Source organism: Phenylobacterium sp. (assembly GCF_030697305.1).
In the GTDB taxonomy this organism is placed as follows: Bacteria; Pseudomonadota; Alphaproteobacteria; order Caulobacterales; family Caulobacteraceae; genus Phenylobacterium.
This window is the reverse complement of the sequence record NZ_JAUYQL010000081.1, coordinates 1-14,972: the sequence shown is the minus strand read 5'-3', so window position 1 is coordinate 14,972 and position 14,972 is coordinate 1. Positions and strand designations below refer to the sequence as shown.

The following is a 14,972-nucleotide window of genomic DNA, read 5'->3' as shown; positions in this document are numbered from 1 at the left end:
GGCTCCCCGCGCCCAGGTGCGCGCTTAGGCCATGTCCCCGACCGCCGCCTCGAGCACCAGATAGGCGCGCCCGCCGTCCGAGTTGAGCAGCGCCGCCACCAGGAACCCTTCGTGGTCGCGCGCCGCGGCGTCGTCGAGCAGAGCTTTGTAGCGGTCGAGATGTCGCGCGGTCTGCCGGCCCAGCCGCTCGTCGGCCAGCAGCCTCCGGCTCAGCCTATGCACCGCGGCGGGCGCCAGCTTGCGCACCACCTCGCGCGCGCCGATCAGGTCGCCGGTCTGGATCACCGCGGCGATCTTCTCGATCCGGTCCGGTGGCAGCAGCGACGTCGCATCGATCCCCATCTCGGCGATCTCGTCGATCAGCACGGCTTCAAGCTTCACCGGGTCGGTTGGCCCGCTCTCGTCGATCGACGACAGCAGCTCCTTCCATGTCCAGCCGTCGGTGTCCGGCGTGTCCGCGCCGCCGCTGGCCTCGAAGACGCTGGAGAATTCCTCGTCCGTGGCGGTCGGCGTCAGCCGCAACCGAGGCCGCGCCGCGCCCGGATCGGCCTTCGCGGCAGGCTCGACCTTCGATTCTGCCTTGGGCTCTGGTGCGCGCGCCGGCGCAGGCGCTTCCACGACAGACTCCGGGGCCGCACGTGGAGTCCGAGGCGGCGGCGGAGGCGTCAGCATCGCCGGCGCGGCCATGGCGGTGACCGGGCCGCTGGCCACCGCGCCCATCAACCGCACGGCCTCGCTCAGCATCTCGTAGTTGCGCCGGACGCGTTCCTGGAACGCCGCGTCGATCGCCTGGGTCTCTTCGGCTGCGCGCCGCGCCTGACCCAGCAGTTCGTCCATGCTCTCGGTGACGGCGACCCGCACCTGTTCGGCCTGATCGCGCGCCGCCAGCGGCATCTGCGCCGAACGCTGATCCACGTCGGCCAGCATGCGCTGCAGTTCTTCCAGCGTCGCGCGCGCCGCCGAAGCGCCGGCCTCCAGTTTCTCGGCCGTCGCCGTCCCCGCCTGCTCGACCATCTCGGCCGAGCGCTCGATCAATTGCCGCGCCTCATCCAACCGCGCCTCGAACGCTTGGTTGGCCTTCTGACCGGCGGTGAATGCGGCTTCCGACAGTTGATCGACCTGATCTCGCGCGGCCTCCGCGTGACGCGACGACGCTGCACGCGTCTCCTCGGCCGCACGCGCCAGCGCCTCGATTGCAGCCTCGGTCTGCACCGCGAGCTGTTCGCGTTCCTTGGCCGCAGTCTCGAACACCGTGCCTACGGCCTGGGCCGACGACTGGCTGAACGCGTCGCGCTCGGCCTGGGCGGCCTGGGTCAGGTCACGGAACTGCGCCGTCGCCTCGGCCATCAGATGGCGCAGCGACTCGCCGCCCTTCAGCGCGCGGTCGCCCATCTCTAGCGCCGAGATCCGCGCCTGGCCGATGAAGTCGGCCAATTGCGCTGCGTGGCCCTCGGCCTCGGTGGCGAACGCTTCGTTGTCCGCCCGCAAGGCATGCGAGAGCGTGACCAGCGACGCCCGCTGCTCGGCCAATCCACCCTCCACGGCGCGGATCTGTTCGGCGACGCCGATGCCGGCGTTCTCCAGCCGTGCGATGTGCCTGTTCAGGTCCTCGCCCGCCGTCCGCGCCGCGCCCTGGGCTTCGCCGGCCGCGGCGGCAAGGTCAGCGGCCCTCGCCGCCAGCAGAGCCTCGGCTTCCCGCAATTGCGTCTCGGCGAGGTCGGACGCCTCGGCCACCATGCGCGCCTGCTGGCTGATCACGTCAGCGACCTTGGCCGCCTGCGCATCCAGGCTCTGCGCCAGCACGCCCATTTCGGTGCGCTCTAGGCCCAGGCTCGCGCTCAAGCCTTGCGCGTTGCGAAGCGACGTCGCCGCGGCCTCCGCCAGTCGCTCGGTCTCCTGCGACAGCGACTTGCGCAGCTCCAGCAGCGCGACGCGGGCATCGTCCGCCGCCTCGCCGGCCCTGCGGATTTCCTCGCGTATCGACTGCACGACATCCCCGGCCCCCAGGCCCGCCGCCACAGCCGGTGCGATCAGGTCGTCGGCCAGCGCCTTCGCTCGACGGGTCTCGGCGCCGAGCCGCTGAGTCTGGCGCACCATATAGGCCGCGATCCACACGAACGCCGCCGGCCCCACCGACAGCAGGGCGAACACCGCGATCGCGAACAGGTCGTCCCGGAACGGGGCCACGCCGTTGCGATAGCCGATCGCGAACGCCAGCGGACCGCACACCCACAGCACCGACACAACCAGCGCGGCCAGATAGATCGGCCACGCGGGAGGTGATTCGTATTCTTCCTGCAGCACCGCCAGGGACGTGTCGGCGCGGGAGAACTCCGCAGCGTCGCTCGCCCCACGGCGGGCCGGCGCCCGGTCTGAGTCAGCCGGCGTCAACGCGCTCGGCGCGCCGTCTTCCGACATCGCTGGGGAAAGATCTGAAACGCTTTGGAAATCCGCCGGCTGCCGCCGCTTGGTGATCTTCATACGCGGCCCTTGTGCGGCCTGCTCGGCCCACGGCTCAAAGCCTCGCGTCCCGGCTCGGACGCAGCGGCTCCACACCAATCGGCACGAGACTTACCGGCCATCATGGAGGACGCAAACAGTCATAGGAGGGATTCCGGCTTACAGAGACGCAATGCCGCGACCACGGGCGACGCCCTAGGCCTTGGCCACCCGCACCGGTGGCGGCGCGGGGCGCTCCAGGGTCTTGTCGGCCTTTTTGGCCGCCGGCGGGACGTCCCTGCGCACCACGACCCGCTCGACCACCGCCGGCTGGTCGACCCGGACAGGCTCCAGGGTCACGCCGAAATGCGAATAGACGAGCGTCGAGGACTGCACGACCACGGCGGCGACGAGTTCAGTGAATGTCGTCATCAGACCTCTCCTCCTGCCGGAGCCGAACACCAATCCGCTGTATAGCAGCCGTGTCCCGTCGATGACGCTTGTAACATGAAATTTAGCGGCTTGGCCCGCGGAGTTGGAGCGGGGCTTGAAGCGGTCGGCGCTGATTGGCGTCAGGCGGCCAGGCGCTCCTTGAACGCCGCGCCCTCGTGCGCCAGCAGCCAGCGCTTGCGATCGAGGCCGCCGGCGTATCCGGTCAGTGACCCGTCCGCGCCGATCACCCTGTGGCAAGGCACCACGAGCGCCACCGGGTTGGAGCCGTTCGCCGTTCCGACCGCGCGCACCGCCTTGGGCGAACCGACCTTGGCGGCGAGGCCCGAATAACTAAGCGTCTCCCCGGCAGGTATCGTGCAGAGCGCGCGCCACACCGCGCGCTGAAACGCCGTCCCCGCCGTTTCCCAGCGAATCGATTCCAGCGCCTTGGCGTCGCCGGCGAAGTAGCCCTCCAGCGCGCGCCGCACCGACGCCGGCGCCGGGCCCTTGGTCATGACCGGCTGGCCGTAGTGCCGCAGCAGCAGGCGGCGCATGCGGTCCTCGTGATCGGTCCAGTCGAGGGCGCGCAGCGCGCCATCCCGGTCGGTGACCAGGAACAGTTGACCCGTCGGCGTCTCCATCCGGTCGATCGACAGCTCAAGCGGCTTGGAGGTCATCGGTCCTGTCCTTCTGGTCGGCCGTGGCGTGCAGGGAGGCCCATAGGTGCTGGGCGGCGTAGGCGCGCCAGGGCCGCCAGCGCTCTGCGCGGATCAGCAGTTCCGCCGAGGTCGGCCGCCGGCCTTCGCTGTCCGCCAGCGCCCGCTGCAGCGCCACGTCGGCGTGCGGGAAAGCGTCGGGCTCGCGCAGTTCGCGCAGCGCGATGTACTGGGCTGTCCACTCACCTACCCCCGGCAGCGCCCGCAGCGCCTCGATCGCCTCCTCCAGGCTGCGCCTAGCTCCGAATATCAGTGGGTCAGCGACCGTCGCCCGGGCCATCGATTCCAGCGCCGCGCCCCGCGCCTTGGGCATGCCCAAGGCCGCGATGTCCTGGCCCACCAGCCGCTCGGGTCCCGGGAACACGCGGGTCAGCCCCAGTTCCACCGCCGCCGGATCGTCGATCGCTTCGCCGTAGGCGGAGACCAGCTTGGCCGCCAGGTTGCGCGCCGCCCCGACCGTGATCTGCTGGCCGAGGATCGCCCGCACGGCGAGCTCGAAGCCATCCCAGGCTCCCGGCGCCCGCAACCCCGGGCGCGCGGCGATCAGGGGCGCCAGCGCCGGGTCCTGTGACAGGTGCTCGCCGATAGTCTCCGGCTCGGCCGCCAGGTCGAACACCCGCCGAACCCTCGCGATGATCGCCGGCAACGCCTGTAGCCGCGGGAACCACACGCTCGCCGCCAGGACGTCGCCGTCCGCCGGACGCACGCTGATCACACCACGCGCGCCATCGATCGACACGGTGCGTGAATAACTGTCCGCCGTGACCACCTCGACGCCGGGGATCGCGCGCGCCGAAAGGAAGGCGATCATGCTCTCCCAGTCGTACGGCGCGCGGTAGGCGAGCCTGACCGTCACCGCGCCGCCGTCCGCGGCGCTGGTCTCCAGCCGTCCAGAGCGGCGCAGCGCCTGGGGAGATCGCCGAAACAGCTGCTGGAACGACTCGTTGAACCGCCGCACGCTGCCGAAGCCGGCCGCAAGCGCAACCTCGCTCATCGGCAGCCGGGTCTCATGGATCAATTGCTTGGCCAGCAGCACGCGGCGCGTCTGGGCGACCGACACGGGCGAGGCGCCGAGGTGTTGGCGGAACAGCCTGCGAAGCTGCCGCTCGCCGACGCCCAGCCGGGTCGCCAGCGCGTCGACGTCGCCGCCGTCGAGCGCCCCCGCCTCGATCAGCGCCAGCGCGCGCGACACTGTGTTCGACGTCCCGCGCCAGGCGCCCAGGTCCGGCGCCGCGTCCGGCCGGCAACGCAGGCAGGGCCGGAACCCCGCCTCTTGGGCCGCTGCGGCGGTCGGGAAATAGATCACATTCTCACGCTTGGCCGTGCGCGCCGGGCAGATCGGCCGGCAGTAGATGCCGGTCGTCTTGACCCCGCCGAACACCCGCCCATCGAAGCGCGGGTCGCGCGTGATGAAGGCTCGATGATAGGCTTCTGTCTGCATATCCATCACCGCAGGATGGGTCGCGGAACGGCGCATGTCTCGCGGTTTTCGGACGTTATGACGTCACAACTCGCGGTTTTCGGTCACGATGCGGTTCCACCTCTTCAGCGCCGACCGCGCGGCCAGCGGCTTGCGCTTGACCTTCGCGTCCACTAAGTCACCGGCCAAGGGCCAGTCCGTGCGCAGCATGCTTTGCTGCGGCGGATTTTTTTCATTTTTCGGCGTCTCCGCCCCCATCCGTGCAAGGATCGCTCTTGATCGACGCCCGCGCCGCGCCACCGGCCGCCATTCCTGTAACGCCGCTCGCCGATCAGGCCGCGCTGACCCATCTCCAGCGCCTGGAGGCCGAGAGCATCCACATCATGCGCGAGGTGGTCGCCGAGTGCGAAAACCCGGTCATGCTGTATTCGGTCGGCAAGGACTCGGCCGTGATGCTGCATCTGGCGGCAAAGGCCTTCTATCCGTCCAAGCCGCCGTTCCCGCTGCTGCATGTCGACACAACCTGGAAGTTCCAGGCCATGTACGAGATGCGCGAGCGCATGGCCCGCGAGCTCGGTTTCGAGCTGCTGGTCCACAAAAATCCCGAGGCCGAGGCTCGCGGCATCAATCCGTTCGACCACGGCTCGGCCCTGCATACCGACATCTGGAAGACCGAGGGCCTGAAGCAGGCGCTCGACAAGTACGGCTTCGACGCGGCGTTCGGGGGCGCACGCCGCGACGAGGAGAAGTCCCGCGCCAAGGAGCGCATCTTCTCGTTCCGCTCCGCCCAGCACCGCTGGGACCCCAAGAACCAACGGCCCGAACTGTGGAAGCTCTATAACGCGCGCAAGAATCCCGGCGAGTCGGTCCGCGTGTTCCCAATCTCCAACTGGACCGAGCTCGACATCTGGCAATATATCTACCTTGAGAAGATCCCCATCGTGCCGCTGTACTTCTCCGCCGTGCGCCCGGTGGTCGAGCGGGACGGTGCGCTGATCATGGTCGATGACGACCGCATGCGCCTGGAGCCCGGCGAGGTTCCGATGATGAAGAGCGTGCGGTTCCGCACGCTGGGCTGCTATCCGCTCACCGGCGCTGTCGAGAGCACCGCTGCGACGCTGCCCGAGATCATCCAGGAGATGCTGCTCACCACCACATCTGAGCGCCAGGGTCGAAAGATCGACCACGACCAGTCCGCCTCGATGGAGAAGAAGAAGCAGGAAGGCTACTTCTGATGGCCCACCAGAGCGACCTGATCGCCCAGGACATCGACGCCTACCTGAAGGCCCACGAGGTCAAGAGCCTGCTGCGGTTTCTGACCTGCGGCTCAGTCGACGACGGCAAGTCGACGCTAATCGGCCGCCTGCTCTACGATTCCAAGATGATCTTCGAGGATCAGCTCGCCGCGCTCGAAGCCGACTCCAAACGCGTCGGCACGCAGGGCGGCGAGATCGACTTCGCCCTGCTGGTCGACGGCCTCGCCGCCGAGCGCGAGCAAGGCATCACCATCGACGTCGCTTATCGCTTCTTCTCCACAGACAAGCGCAAGTTCATCGTCGCCGACACGCCGGGCCACGAGCAGTACACGCGCAACATGGTCACCGGCGCTTCGACCGCCGACGCCGCCGTGATCCTGATCGACGCACGCCGCGGCGTGCTCACCCAGACGCGGCGCCACAGCTACCTCGTCAGCCTGCTCGGCATCCGCCACGTGGTGCTGGCGATCAACAAGATGGACCTGGTGGACTGGTCCAAGGAGCGCTTCGACGAGATCCTCGCCGAGTACCGCGGCTTCGCCGAGCAGATCGGCATCAAGGACTTCACCGCCATCCCGATGTCCGCCCTGCGCGGCGACAACATCACCGAGCCCAGCGCCAACAGTCCCTGGCACCAGGGACCGACGTTGATGAGCCACCTGGAGACCATCGAGGTCGATGACTACCTGCGCGCCGACCCGTTCCGCATGCCGGTGCAGTGGGTGAACCGGCCGAACCTCGACTTCCGCGGCTTCTCGGGCTTCGTCGCCTCCGGCTCCGTCGCGCCCGGCGACCGCCTGAAGGTGCTGCCCTCGGGACGCGAAAGCACGGTCGCCCGCATCGTCACCCAGGACGGCGACCTGCCCCGCGCGGTGGCCGGCCAGTCGATCACCATCACGCTGGCCGACGAGATCGACGTCAGCCGTGGCGACGTCCTGGCCCATGCCGAAGCCGCCCCTGCCGTCGCCGACCAGTTCGAAGCGACGCTGGTGTGGATGGACGACGACGCGATGCTGCCAGGTCGGCCCTATCTGATGAAGCTCGGCGCGCGCGCCGTCGGCGCCAGCGTCAGCGAGCCGAAGTGGAAGGTCAACGTGAACACGATGGAGCACCTCGCCGCCAAGCGGCTGGAGCTCAATGAAATCGGCGTCTGCAACCTCTCGCTCGACGCGCCGATCGCCTTCGATCCCTATTCCGAGAACCACGACCTCGGCGGCTTCATCCTGGTCGATCGGATCAGCAACCGCACGGTCGGCGCGGGCATGCTGCACTTCGCGCTACGTCGCAGCCAGAACATCCACTGGCAGGCGCTGTCGGTGGACAAGGCTGCACGCGCTTCCCAGAAAAGCCAGCAGGCCCGCGTCGTGTGGTTCACCGGCCTCTCCGGCGCCGGCAAGTCGACGATCGCCGACCTGGTCGAGAAGCGCCTGCATGCCAACGGCCGCCACACCTACCTGCTCGACGGCGACAACGTGCGCCACGGCCTCAACAAGGACCTTGGCTTCACCGACGCCGATCGCGTCGAGAACATCCGCCGCGTGGCCGAGATCGCTCGCCTAATGGTCGACGCCGGCCTGATCGTGCTGGTGTCCTTCATCTCGCCGTTCCGCGCAGAGCGACGGATGGCCCGCGAACTCGTGGGTGAAAGCGAGTTCATGGAGGTGTTCGTCGACACCCCCCTCGCGGTCGCCGAGGAGCGCGACGTCAAAGGCCTCTACAAGAAGGCGCGCGCCGGCGAGCTCAAGAACTTCACCGGCATCGACTCTCCCTACGAGCCGCCGGAGAACGCCGAAATCCGCATCGACACCACGACCATGACGCCTGAGGAGGCCGCCGAGTTCATCGCCTTCCGCCTCGACGGCGGCTTCGATCCCGGCATCTGACCTGAGGCCCTGACGCGATGGCCTGGAACCGGCGGGTATGGATGAGCCTCGCGGCCGCGGTCGGGTTCCTGTCGGTGGCTTTCGGCGCTTTCGCCGCGCACGGCGTCCCCGACCCTTACGCCAAAGGCCTGCTGGAGATCGGATCGCGCTACGCTTTCATGCACGCTCTGGCTACCGTGGCCTGCGCCGTGTTCATGCAACTGGGCGCCGCCAGGGCCCGCCACGCCCCGGCGCTGTTCCTCCCCGGCGTCATGATCTTCTCCGGCTCGCTCGTCGCCATGGCGTTCGGCGCTCCGCGCTGGCTGGGGGCGATCACGCCGTTGGGCGGGCTGCTGTTTCTCGGCGGCTGGGCCGTGCTCGCCTGGTCCGCCGCCGCGATCGATCGCCCTCGCGCCTGAGCCGCTTCAGCAACGCCAAGGTGCGCAGGGCGATACCGAGCCCGCCAACGCCAGGAAGATCACCAGCGCCATCGGCCGTAACGTCGTGGGGGACGCCGCCGCCAGGCGCCGGTTGCGGTCGCCCCGCTGCTCGTGATCATGCTTGTGTTCTCGCCGTATTCGCTGTGCGAAGAAGCCGTCCGATCGTCCGCGCCCTTGCGGCCGGCTCGCGCGTTCAACGAGCTACCCGCGACTGGATCGCCCCGCATGTCCCGAAGTAAGCTGAGCGCGATTGAACGGAGGCTCTTTCCGCCGGTGGTCGCTTCGCAAGCCTCCCGACGCGGCCTGTTCCGCGACAACGCCCCGTTCGACTACGGCTGGATGCCCACCGGCGGCCCGCATGAGATCTTCTACGAGCAGTGCGGCAAGCGCGACGGCAAGCCGTGCATCATCCTCCATGGCGGCCCGGGCGGGGCGATCAACCCGACCATGCGCCGGTTCTTCGATCCCGATCGCTGGCGAATGGTGCTGTTCGACCAGCGCGGCTGCGGACGCTCGCGACCCAACGCCAGCCTTGACGACAACACCACCTGGTCGCTGATCGAAGACATCGAGCGCCTGCGTATCCACCTGGGCGTCGAGAAATGGGCGGTGTTCGGCGGCTCATGGGGCTCCACGCTGGCGCTCGCCTACGCCATCAAGCACCCCGAACGTGTCGAGTCGCTGATCCTTCGCGGCGTCTTCCTGCTCACCGAACGCGAGCTGCGATGGTTCTACCAGGAGGGGGCCTCGATGCTTTTCCCGGACGCCTGGGAAAGTTTCTGTGCGCCCATCCCGGAAGACGAGCGCGGCGACATGATCGGCGCCTACCATCGCCGCCTCACCGATCCCGACCGGCGCGTGCAGGCGCAGGCGGCTTCCGCCTGGAGCCAGTGGGAAGGCGACACCATCTCGATCCGCGGACCGGAGGCGCGTCCGTCCAAGTTCAACGAGGTCGACTTCGCCATCGCCTTCGCCCGCATCGAATGCCACTTCTTCGCCAACCGGGGCTTCTTCGCCGAGGACGGCTGGCTGCTGAAGAACATCGCCGCCATCCGCGGCATCCCGGGCTGGATCGTCCAGGGCCGTTTCGACGTAGTGACACCGATGGACGCCGCCTGGCGGCTCTGCAACGCCTGGCCGGAGGCGCGCTTCGAGGTGGTCTGGGACGCTGGCCACGCCTCCACCGAACCGGGCGTGATAGACGCTCTGGTCCGCGCCACCGACCAAGCCTACTCCGTTGCCTAGAGCAGCGCGCCCTTGCCGCTGGTGACTTCGGAGTAGCGGTGGACGCGCACCGCCTGCACCAGTCCGAAGCCGATCATCACCGTCAGCAGCACGGTGCCGCCATACGACAACAACGGCATCGGCACGCCCACAACCGGGGCCATGCCCATCACCATCGCTCCGTTGATCAGCACATAGAGCGTGAACGTCGCTGTCACCCCCGCCGCCCCTAGCCGCCCGAAGTGGCTGTGGCCGACGTACGAGGTTCGGAGCGCCATGAAGATCACCGCGGCATAGAGCGCCAGCACGGTCACGCAGCCGACGAAGCCGAACTCCTCCGCCAGGGTCGCGAAGATGAAGTCGGTCTGCTTCTCAGGCAGGAAGTTGAGCTGGCTTTGCGAGCCCAGTCCGTATCCCTTGCCCAGCAGGCCGCCGGAGCCCAGCGCGATCTTCGACTGCAGGATGTGGTAGCCCGATCCGGACGGATCGCTCTCGGGGTCCAGGAAGGTCAGCACCCGCTTTCGCTGATAGTCGTGCAGCACGAACATCACCAGCGGCGGGATGGCCATTGCGGCGGCGACCACGCCGGCCAGGATCACCCGCCACGACAATCCGGCCATGATCACCACAGCGACGCCGGTGAGCGCGATCAGCATGGCGGTGCCGAGGTCCGGCTGATGCATCACCAGCGCCACGGGCACCGCGATCAGCGTCGCCGGGATCAGCAGCCACCAGGACAGGTGCGCCTTCTTGCCCGACAGGCCGTGATAGAAGCGCGCCAGCGCCAACACGATGCCGATCTTCATGATCTCGGACGGCTGAAGGCGAACGAAGCCCAGATTCAGCCACCGCTGCGCGCCCATCGACACGTCGCCGACGGCCTCCACCGCCACCAGCAGCACCAGGCCCAGTCCATAGATCGGATAGGCCAGCGCGAACCATACCCGCAGGTCGACGAGCGCCAGCACCACCATCAGCGCGAAGCACAGGCCGAAGCGGATCATGTGCTTGGCGGCCCAGGGCTCCCAAGACGATCCGGCGATCGAGAACAGCATCAACGCCCCGGCGCCGGCGATCAGGCATAGCACCAGGCAGAAAAACCAGTCGATCTCGCTCAGCTTGACGACCAGGCGGTCGCGTTCCCCGGGCCGGGTCAGGGCGCTGACGGTCATGCGGGTCGCTCCGATGGCGGCACGATCGTGGGTTCGCCGGGCGCCTCGCCCTCGCCGTCCCATTCATGCGGCATGGCGGGCATCGGCAGCGGCTGCTCGATCCGGGCCCGCAGCTCCGGATCCTTCAGCAGCACCACCCGCATGATCTCGCGCGCCTTGGGCGCCGCCACCGCCGCCCCGCCGCCGCCGGCCGTGCCGTGCTGCACCAGCACCGACATCGCATAGCGTGGCGCATCGAACGGCGCGAAGGCCACGAACCACGCATGGTCGCGCAGCCGCCAGGCGATACCGGCGTTGCCGCGGCCGCCCGAGCCATAGCTGCGCGCCTGGGCCGTGCCGGTCTTGCCGGCCATCTTGATCTCGCCCAGGCCGAGTTGGCTGGCGCGATAGGCGGTGCCGGTGACGTCGTTGGCCACCGCCGCCATCCCGCCGCGCACCATGTCCAGGTGCTCCTGGCTGAACGGCAAGTCGGGCGCCTCCGCCCCGCTCGGCGTCTCCACCCCGCCGATGGAGCGGATCAAGCGTGGATTCAGCGCTTTGCGTCCGTTCGCCAACCTGGCGGTCATCACCGCAAGCTGCAGCGGATTGACCGCCAGCGCGCCCTGCCCGATCGCATAGCTCGGCGTCTCCCCGGGCCACCAGCGTTGGAGTTCAGGGTTGCGGAAGTATTTCTTCTTCCAGGCCGTCGACGGCACGATTCCCTTCTTCTGGCCCGGAATGCCGATGTCGAAGGCCTGGCCGAATCCGAACGCCTGCGCCACCTGGGCGATGCGGTCCGGGCCGGTGCGCAGCGACATCTGGTAGAAGTAGACGTCGCAGGAGTTCTTGATCGCGTTGTGCAGGTTCTGCGCGCCGTGCCCGCCACGCTTCCAGCACGCCCAGGATCGACCGCCGAACCGCCAGCTCCCGCCGCACACCACGCGCTCCTCGGGATCAATCCCGGCTTCCAGCGCCGCCAGCGCGGTCATCATCTTGAAGGTCGACCCCGGCGGGTAGGTCCCCGACATCGCCTTGTCCAGCAGCGGCCGTCGCTCGTAGTTGGCCAGCGCCCGATATTCCACGCCCGTCAACCCGCGCACGAAGCGGTTCGCATCGAAGCTCGGCGTCGAGACCATGCACAGCAGGTCGCCGGTGCGGCAGTCGATCACCACGGCGGCGCCGGCCTCTTCGCCGAACACCTCCAGCGCGCGGTTCTGCACGTCTACGTCCAGCGTCAGCTGGATCTGCTTGCCGGCGGTGGCTGGAATGTCGCCTTCCGGATCCTGACGCACCTCGCGACCGTTGGCGTCGACCTCCACCTTCCGCGCGCCGGGCTTGCCGCGGAGCTCCTGGTCGAAGGCGCTCTCCACCCCCTGGCGGCCGATCCGAAAGCCCGGGTGCAGCAGGATGGGGTCGGAGTTCGGCCCCGTGGCCGTCAGGTCCTCGCGGTTCACCTTGGCCACATAGCCGATCACGTGGGCGAAGGCGCCGCCGTGGGGATAGACCCGCACCTCGCCCATGTCGGCGGTGACGCCACGCAACTCCGGCGCGCGCACGTTTATCGCCGAGAACTGGTCCCAGCTCATGTCCTCGATCACCGAGACCGGCACGCGGCGCGGCGTGCGGGCGATTTCCTTGACCAGCCGATCCTGACGCGCCGCGTCCAGCGGTACGAAATTGGCCAGCACCTTCAACGTCGCCTGAGCGTCCAACTGCTCGTCGCGCGCCACCAGCAGGCGGAAGTTCGGCCGGTTGGACGCCAGCACCACGCCGTTGCGATCGACGATCAGACCGCGCGGCGGCGGAGTGAGCCGGAAGTTGAACTGGTTGGACGCCGACAGCTTCTCATAACGCTCGGCCTGCGAGATCTGCAGGTAGGCCAGCCGCCCGCCCAACGCCAACAGGCTCACACCGGCGAACCCGCCCATCAGGAACGCACGCCGGTGGAACGCGCCCTGCTTCTCGTTGACCTCGGCGAAGAAGATCGATGGCTGGCTCATGGCCGGCGCCCCTCAGCGGAACCGGACATCGGCGTCCTCGAATCTGTCGATCAACCGGTTGGCTAACGGGTAGAGCACGATTGTGGCGAGGAATTGCCAACCCACCGCCACCAGGCTCGGATAGGTCTGGGTCTTCACCGCGCTGATCAGATAGCCCGCGCCGAACGCCAGCGCCGTAACCGTCGCATACCAGAACAGCATCATCGGCTGGCTCTGGCCGACCATCATGTTCCGCGCCGCCAGCACCGCGCCATAGGCGACCAGAAGGGACACAGCCCACAAACCCGTCGGCCCGCCCCAGAAGGCGTCGAGGAACAGGCCCAGCAACAGCACGGCGAACGGCGCCAGGATCGAGGGGCGGATCATCGCCCAGGCGAACACTGGCCACATGGCGAACACCGGCTCCGGCGGCCGCAGTCCGAACACCTTCAGCGACACCGCGAACAGGATGGTCAAGGCCACGCACTGCAGCATCGGCGCGCCGATCCACTCCCACGGGGCGAGCACGCGAGCCTGGCCGCTCATTGCGCTGGCGCCGGAGCGGGTGGCGACGTCGTTGCAGCGGCAGGCGCAGGCGGCGTGGCAAGCTGCGGGGGGGGCGTCGCAGGCGGCGTCGCCGCACGCGGGGCCGTCGCGGCAGGCGCGCTCGGCGGGGTGGAGGCGGTCGCTGCTGCGCCGGCCGGGCGCGGCGGGGTGATCTTCAGCGACGGCGCGCTGGCCGAAGTCCCTGGCGCGGCGGGCGAAGCCTGGCGCACCTCGCCCACCTGCACGCCGCCCACCGGCGGCGGGGGCACGGGCATCTTGTTCAGCTCGGCGCTGTCGGCCAGCTGCGCGAAGTCCTGGAACAACAGGATGCGGACGAAGTCCACCGGGGCCGCGTCGGAGGCCAGCACCACCCGCCAGCGCCCGTCGAGGGTCTTCACAGCCGTACCGACCGGCAGACCGCGGGGAAGCACGCCGCCATCGCCGGACGTCACCACACGGTCGCCCTGGCGCACCGGCTCCTGGCCGCGCAGATATTCCATTGTCGGGTTCGGCCCGCCGTCCCCGGTCAAGATGGCGCGGGCGTTGGTGCGGTCGACCATCACCGGCACGCGCGAAGCGATGTCGGTCAGCAGCAGCACGCGGCTGGCGCCCGTGGTCACGCCGATCACCCGGCCCACCAGCCCGTTCTCGCTGACCACCGGATAGCCGGCCTTGATCGCCTTCTCCTTGCCGACGTTGGCGATCCGGGTGTTGGCGAAGGGCCCCCGCGAATCCAGCACCGTGCGCGCCGCCACCATCGGGATCGGCGGGTCGGTGCGCAGGCCCAGCAGGGTCTTGTAGCGTTCGTTGGTGTCGCGCAGCAGCAGGGCTGCGTCGCGCCACTGGCGCGCTTCGGCGAGCTCGGCTTTCAGCCGCCGGTTCTCCGAGACGGCGAAGAAGTAGCCCCGCACCGTATCGACGCCATCGCCGGTCCAGCGGATCGGTGCGGACATCACCCCGCCGACCGGCGCCGCCACCGCGTCGCCCACCCGCCGCGTGACCCCGTAGGCCTCGGCCTGGAAGGTGCCACGACGGTCATTGGCCAGCAGAACCATGGCCACGATGGCGGCGACGATCAACGCCACCGCCGCCGTCCAGGTCAGCGGGACCTTCAGCTCACCGAACGGATTGTCCCGTAAGGACACCTGAGGCGACTCCAAGCGGCATTGAGAGGACCCCCGTCACCCCCAAAAACCCGGCGATTCGTGGATACTACGCCAGGGTGCTCTCAAGTACGCCCTTCATCCACTTGGGATGTTCAAGCACTTTGCCGCAGCCGAGCGCCACGCAGGAAAGCGGGTCGTCGGCCACCGTCACCGGCAGGCCGGTGTGGTCGCGGATCTCGGCGTCCAGGCCGCGCAGCAGCGCCCCGCCGCCGGTCAGCATGATGCCTTTGTCGGCGATGTCTGACGCCAGCTCCGGCGGCGTGGCTTCCAGCGCCATCTTCACCGCGTCGACGATCTGGCCGACCGGTTCGGCCAGGGCGTCGGAGGCCTGCTTCTCGCTG

General features: G+C 68.8%; 14 protein-coding genes. 4 read left to right on the top strand and 10 right to left on the bottom strand.

The window, feature by feature from the left end; all coding sequences use genetic code 11:
• Positions 1-24: 24 nt before the first annotated feature.
• The 5 genes from Q8R27_RS08825 to Q8R27_RS08805 form a co-directional block, all read right to left on the bottom strand.
• On the bottom strand, positions 25-2,418 hold the full coding sequence (locus Q8R27_RS08825; RefSeq protein WP_305698669.1) for a polar localization protein TipN: 2,394 nt from the start codon (positions 2,416-2,418) through the stop codon (positions 25-27).
• A gap of 237 nt (positions 2,419-2,655) precedes the next feature.
• Entirely contained in the window at positions 2,656-2,871 is a 216-nt protein-coding gene (locus Q8R27_RS08820) for a hypothetical protein (RefSeq protein ID WP_305698668.1), read from the bottom strand.
• 140 nt (positions 2,872-3,011) lie between these two features.
• A complete protein-coding gene (locus Q8R27_RS08815; protein WP_305698667.1) occupies positions 3,012-3,548 on the bottom strand; it encodes a methylated-DNA--[protein]-cysteine S-methyltransferase in 537 nt (178 codons plus the stop codon).
• Positions 3,529-5,064 carry an AlkA N-terminal domain-containing protein gene (locus Q8R27_RS08810; RefSeq protein ID WP_305698666.1) on the bottom strand — a complete coding sequence of 512 codons (1,536 nt, stop codon included), beginning with the start codon at positions 5,062-5,064 and terminating at the stop codon, positions 3,529-3,531. Before Q8R27_RS08810 ends, Q8R27_RS08815 begins: the two co-directional genes overlap by 20 nt.
• 27 nt (positions 5,065-5,091) lie before the next feature.
• Complete coding sequence (locus Q8R27_RS08805) at positions 5,092-5,265, bottom strand: hypothetical protein (protein ID WP_305698665.1); 174 nt, start codon at positions 5,263-5,265, stop codon at positions 5,092-5,094.
• 17 nt (positions 5,266-5,282) lie between these two features.
• Here Q8R27_RS08805 and cysD point away from each other — a divergent pair, with 17 nt between their 5' ends.
• The 4 genes from cysD to pip all read left to right on the top strand — a co-directional run bounded on the left by cysD (position 5,283) and on the right by pip (position 9,810).
• On the top strand, positions 5,283-6,242 hold the full coding sequence (gene cysD / locus Q8R27_RS08800) for a sulfate adenylyltransferase subunit CysD (RefSeq protein ID WP_305698664.1): 960 nt from the start codon (positions 5,283-5,285) through the stop codon (positions 6,240-6,242).
• Entirely contained in the window at positions 6,242-8,146 is a 1,905-nt protein-coding gene (gene cysN, locus Q8R27_RS08795) for a sulfate adenylyltransferase subunit CysN (protein WP_305698663.1), read from the top strand. Before cysD ends, cysN begins: the two co-directional genes overlap by 1 nt.
• Before the next feature lie 41 nt (positions 8,147-8,187).
• Positions 8,188-8,544: a DUF423 domain-containing protein gene (locus Q8R27_RS08790; RefSeq protein ID WP_305698662.1), complete on the top strand. Its 357-nt coding sequence runs from the start codon at positions 8,188-8,190 to the stop codon at positions 8,542-8,544.
• Positions 8,545-8,790: 246 nt separating this feature from the next.
• On the top strand, positions 8,791-9,810 hold the full coding sequence (gene pip / locus Q8R27_RS08785; protein ID WP_305698661.1) for a prolyl aminopeptidase: 1,020 nt from the start codon (positions 8,791-8,793) through the stop codon (positions 9,808-9,810).
• On the opposite strand, the gene rodA is transcribed toward pip, so the two are convergent.
• The 5 genes from rodA to Q8R27_RS08760 all read right to left on the bottom strand — a co-directional run.
• Positions 9,807-10,961, bottom strand: a complete 1,155-nt coding sequence (rodA, locus tag Q8R27_RS08780) for a rod shape-determining protein RodA (RefSeq protein WP_305698660.1) — start codon at positions 10,959-10,961, stop codon at positions 9,807-9,809. The genes pip and rodA overlap by 4 nt on opposite strands.
• Positions 10,958-12,940, bottom strand: coding sequence for a penicillin-binding protein 2 (gene mrdA / locus Q8R27_RS08775; protein ID WP_305698659.1), 1,983 nt, complete (start codon positions 12,938-12,940; stop codon positions 10,958-10,960). The genes rodA and mrdA overlap by 4 nt, the downstream gene beginning before the upstream one ends.
• Positions 12,941-12,952: 12 nt before the next feature.
• A complete protein-coding gene (locus Q8R27_RS08770) occupies positions 12,953-13,465 on the bottom strand; it encodes a hypothetical protein (protein ID WP_305698658.1) in 513 nt (170 codons plus the stop codon).
• Entirely contained in the window at positions 13,462-14,610 is a 1,149-nt protein-coding gene (gene mreC, locus Q8R27_RS08765) for a rod shape-determining protein MreC (protein ID WP_305698657.1), read from the bottom strand. Before mreC ends, Q8R27_RS08770 begins: the two co-directional genes overlap by 4 nt.
• Positions 14,611-14,677: 67 nt before the next feature.
• The coding region (locus Q8R27_RS08760; protein WP_305698656.1) for a rod shape-determining protein at positions 14,678-14,972 on the bottom strand (295 nt) is incomplete at its 5' end.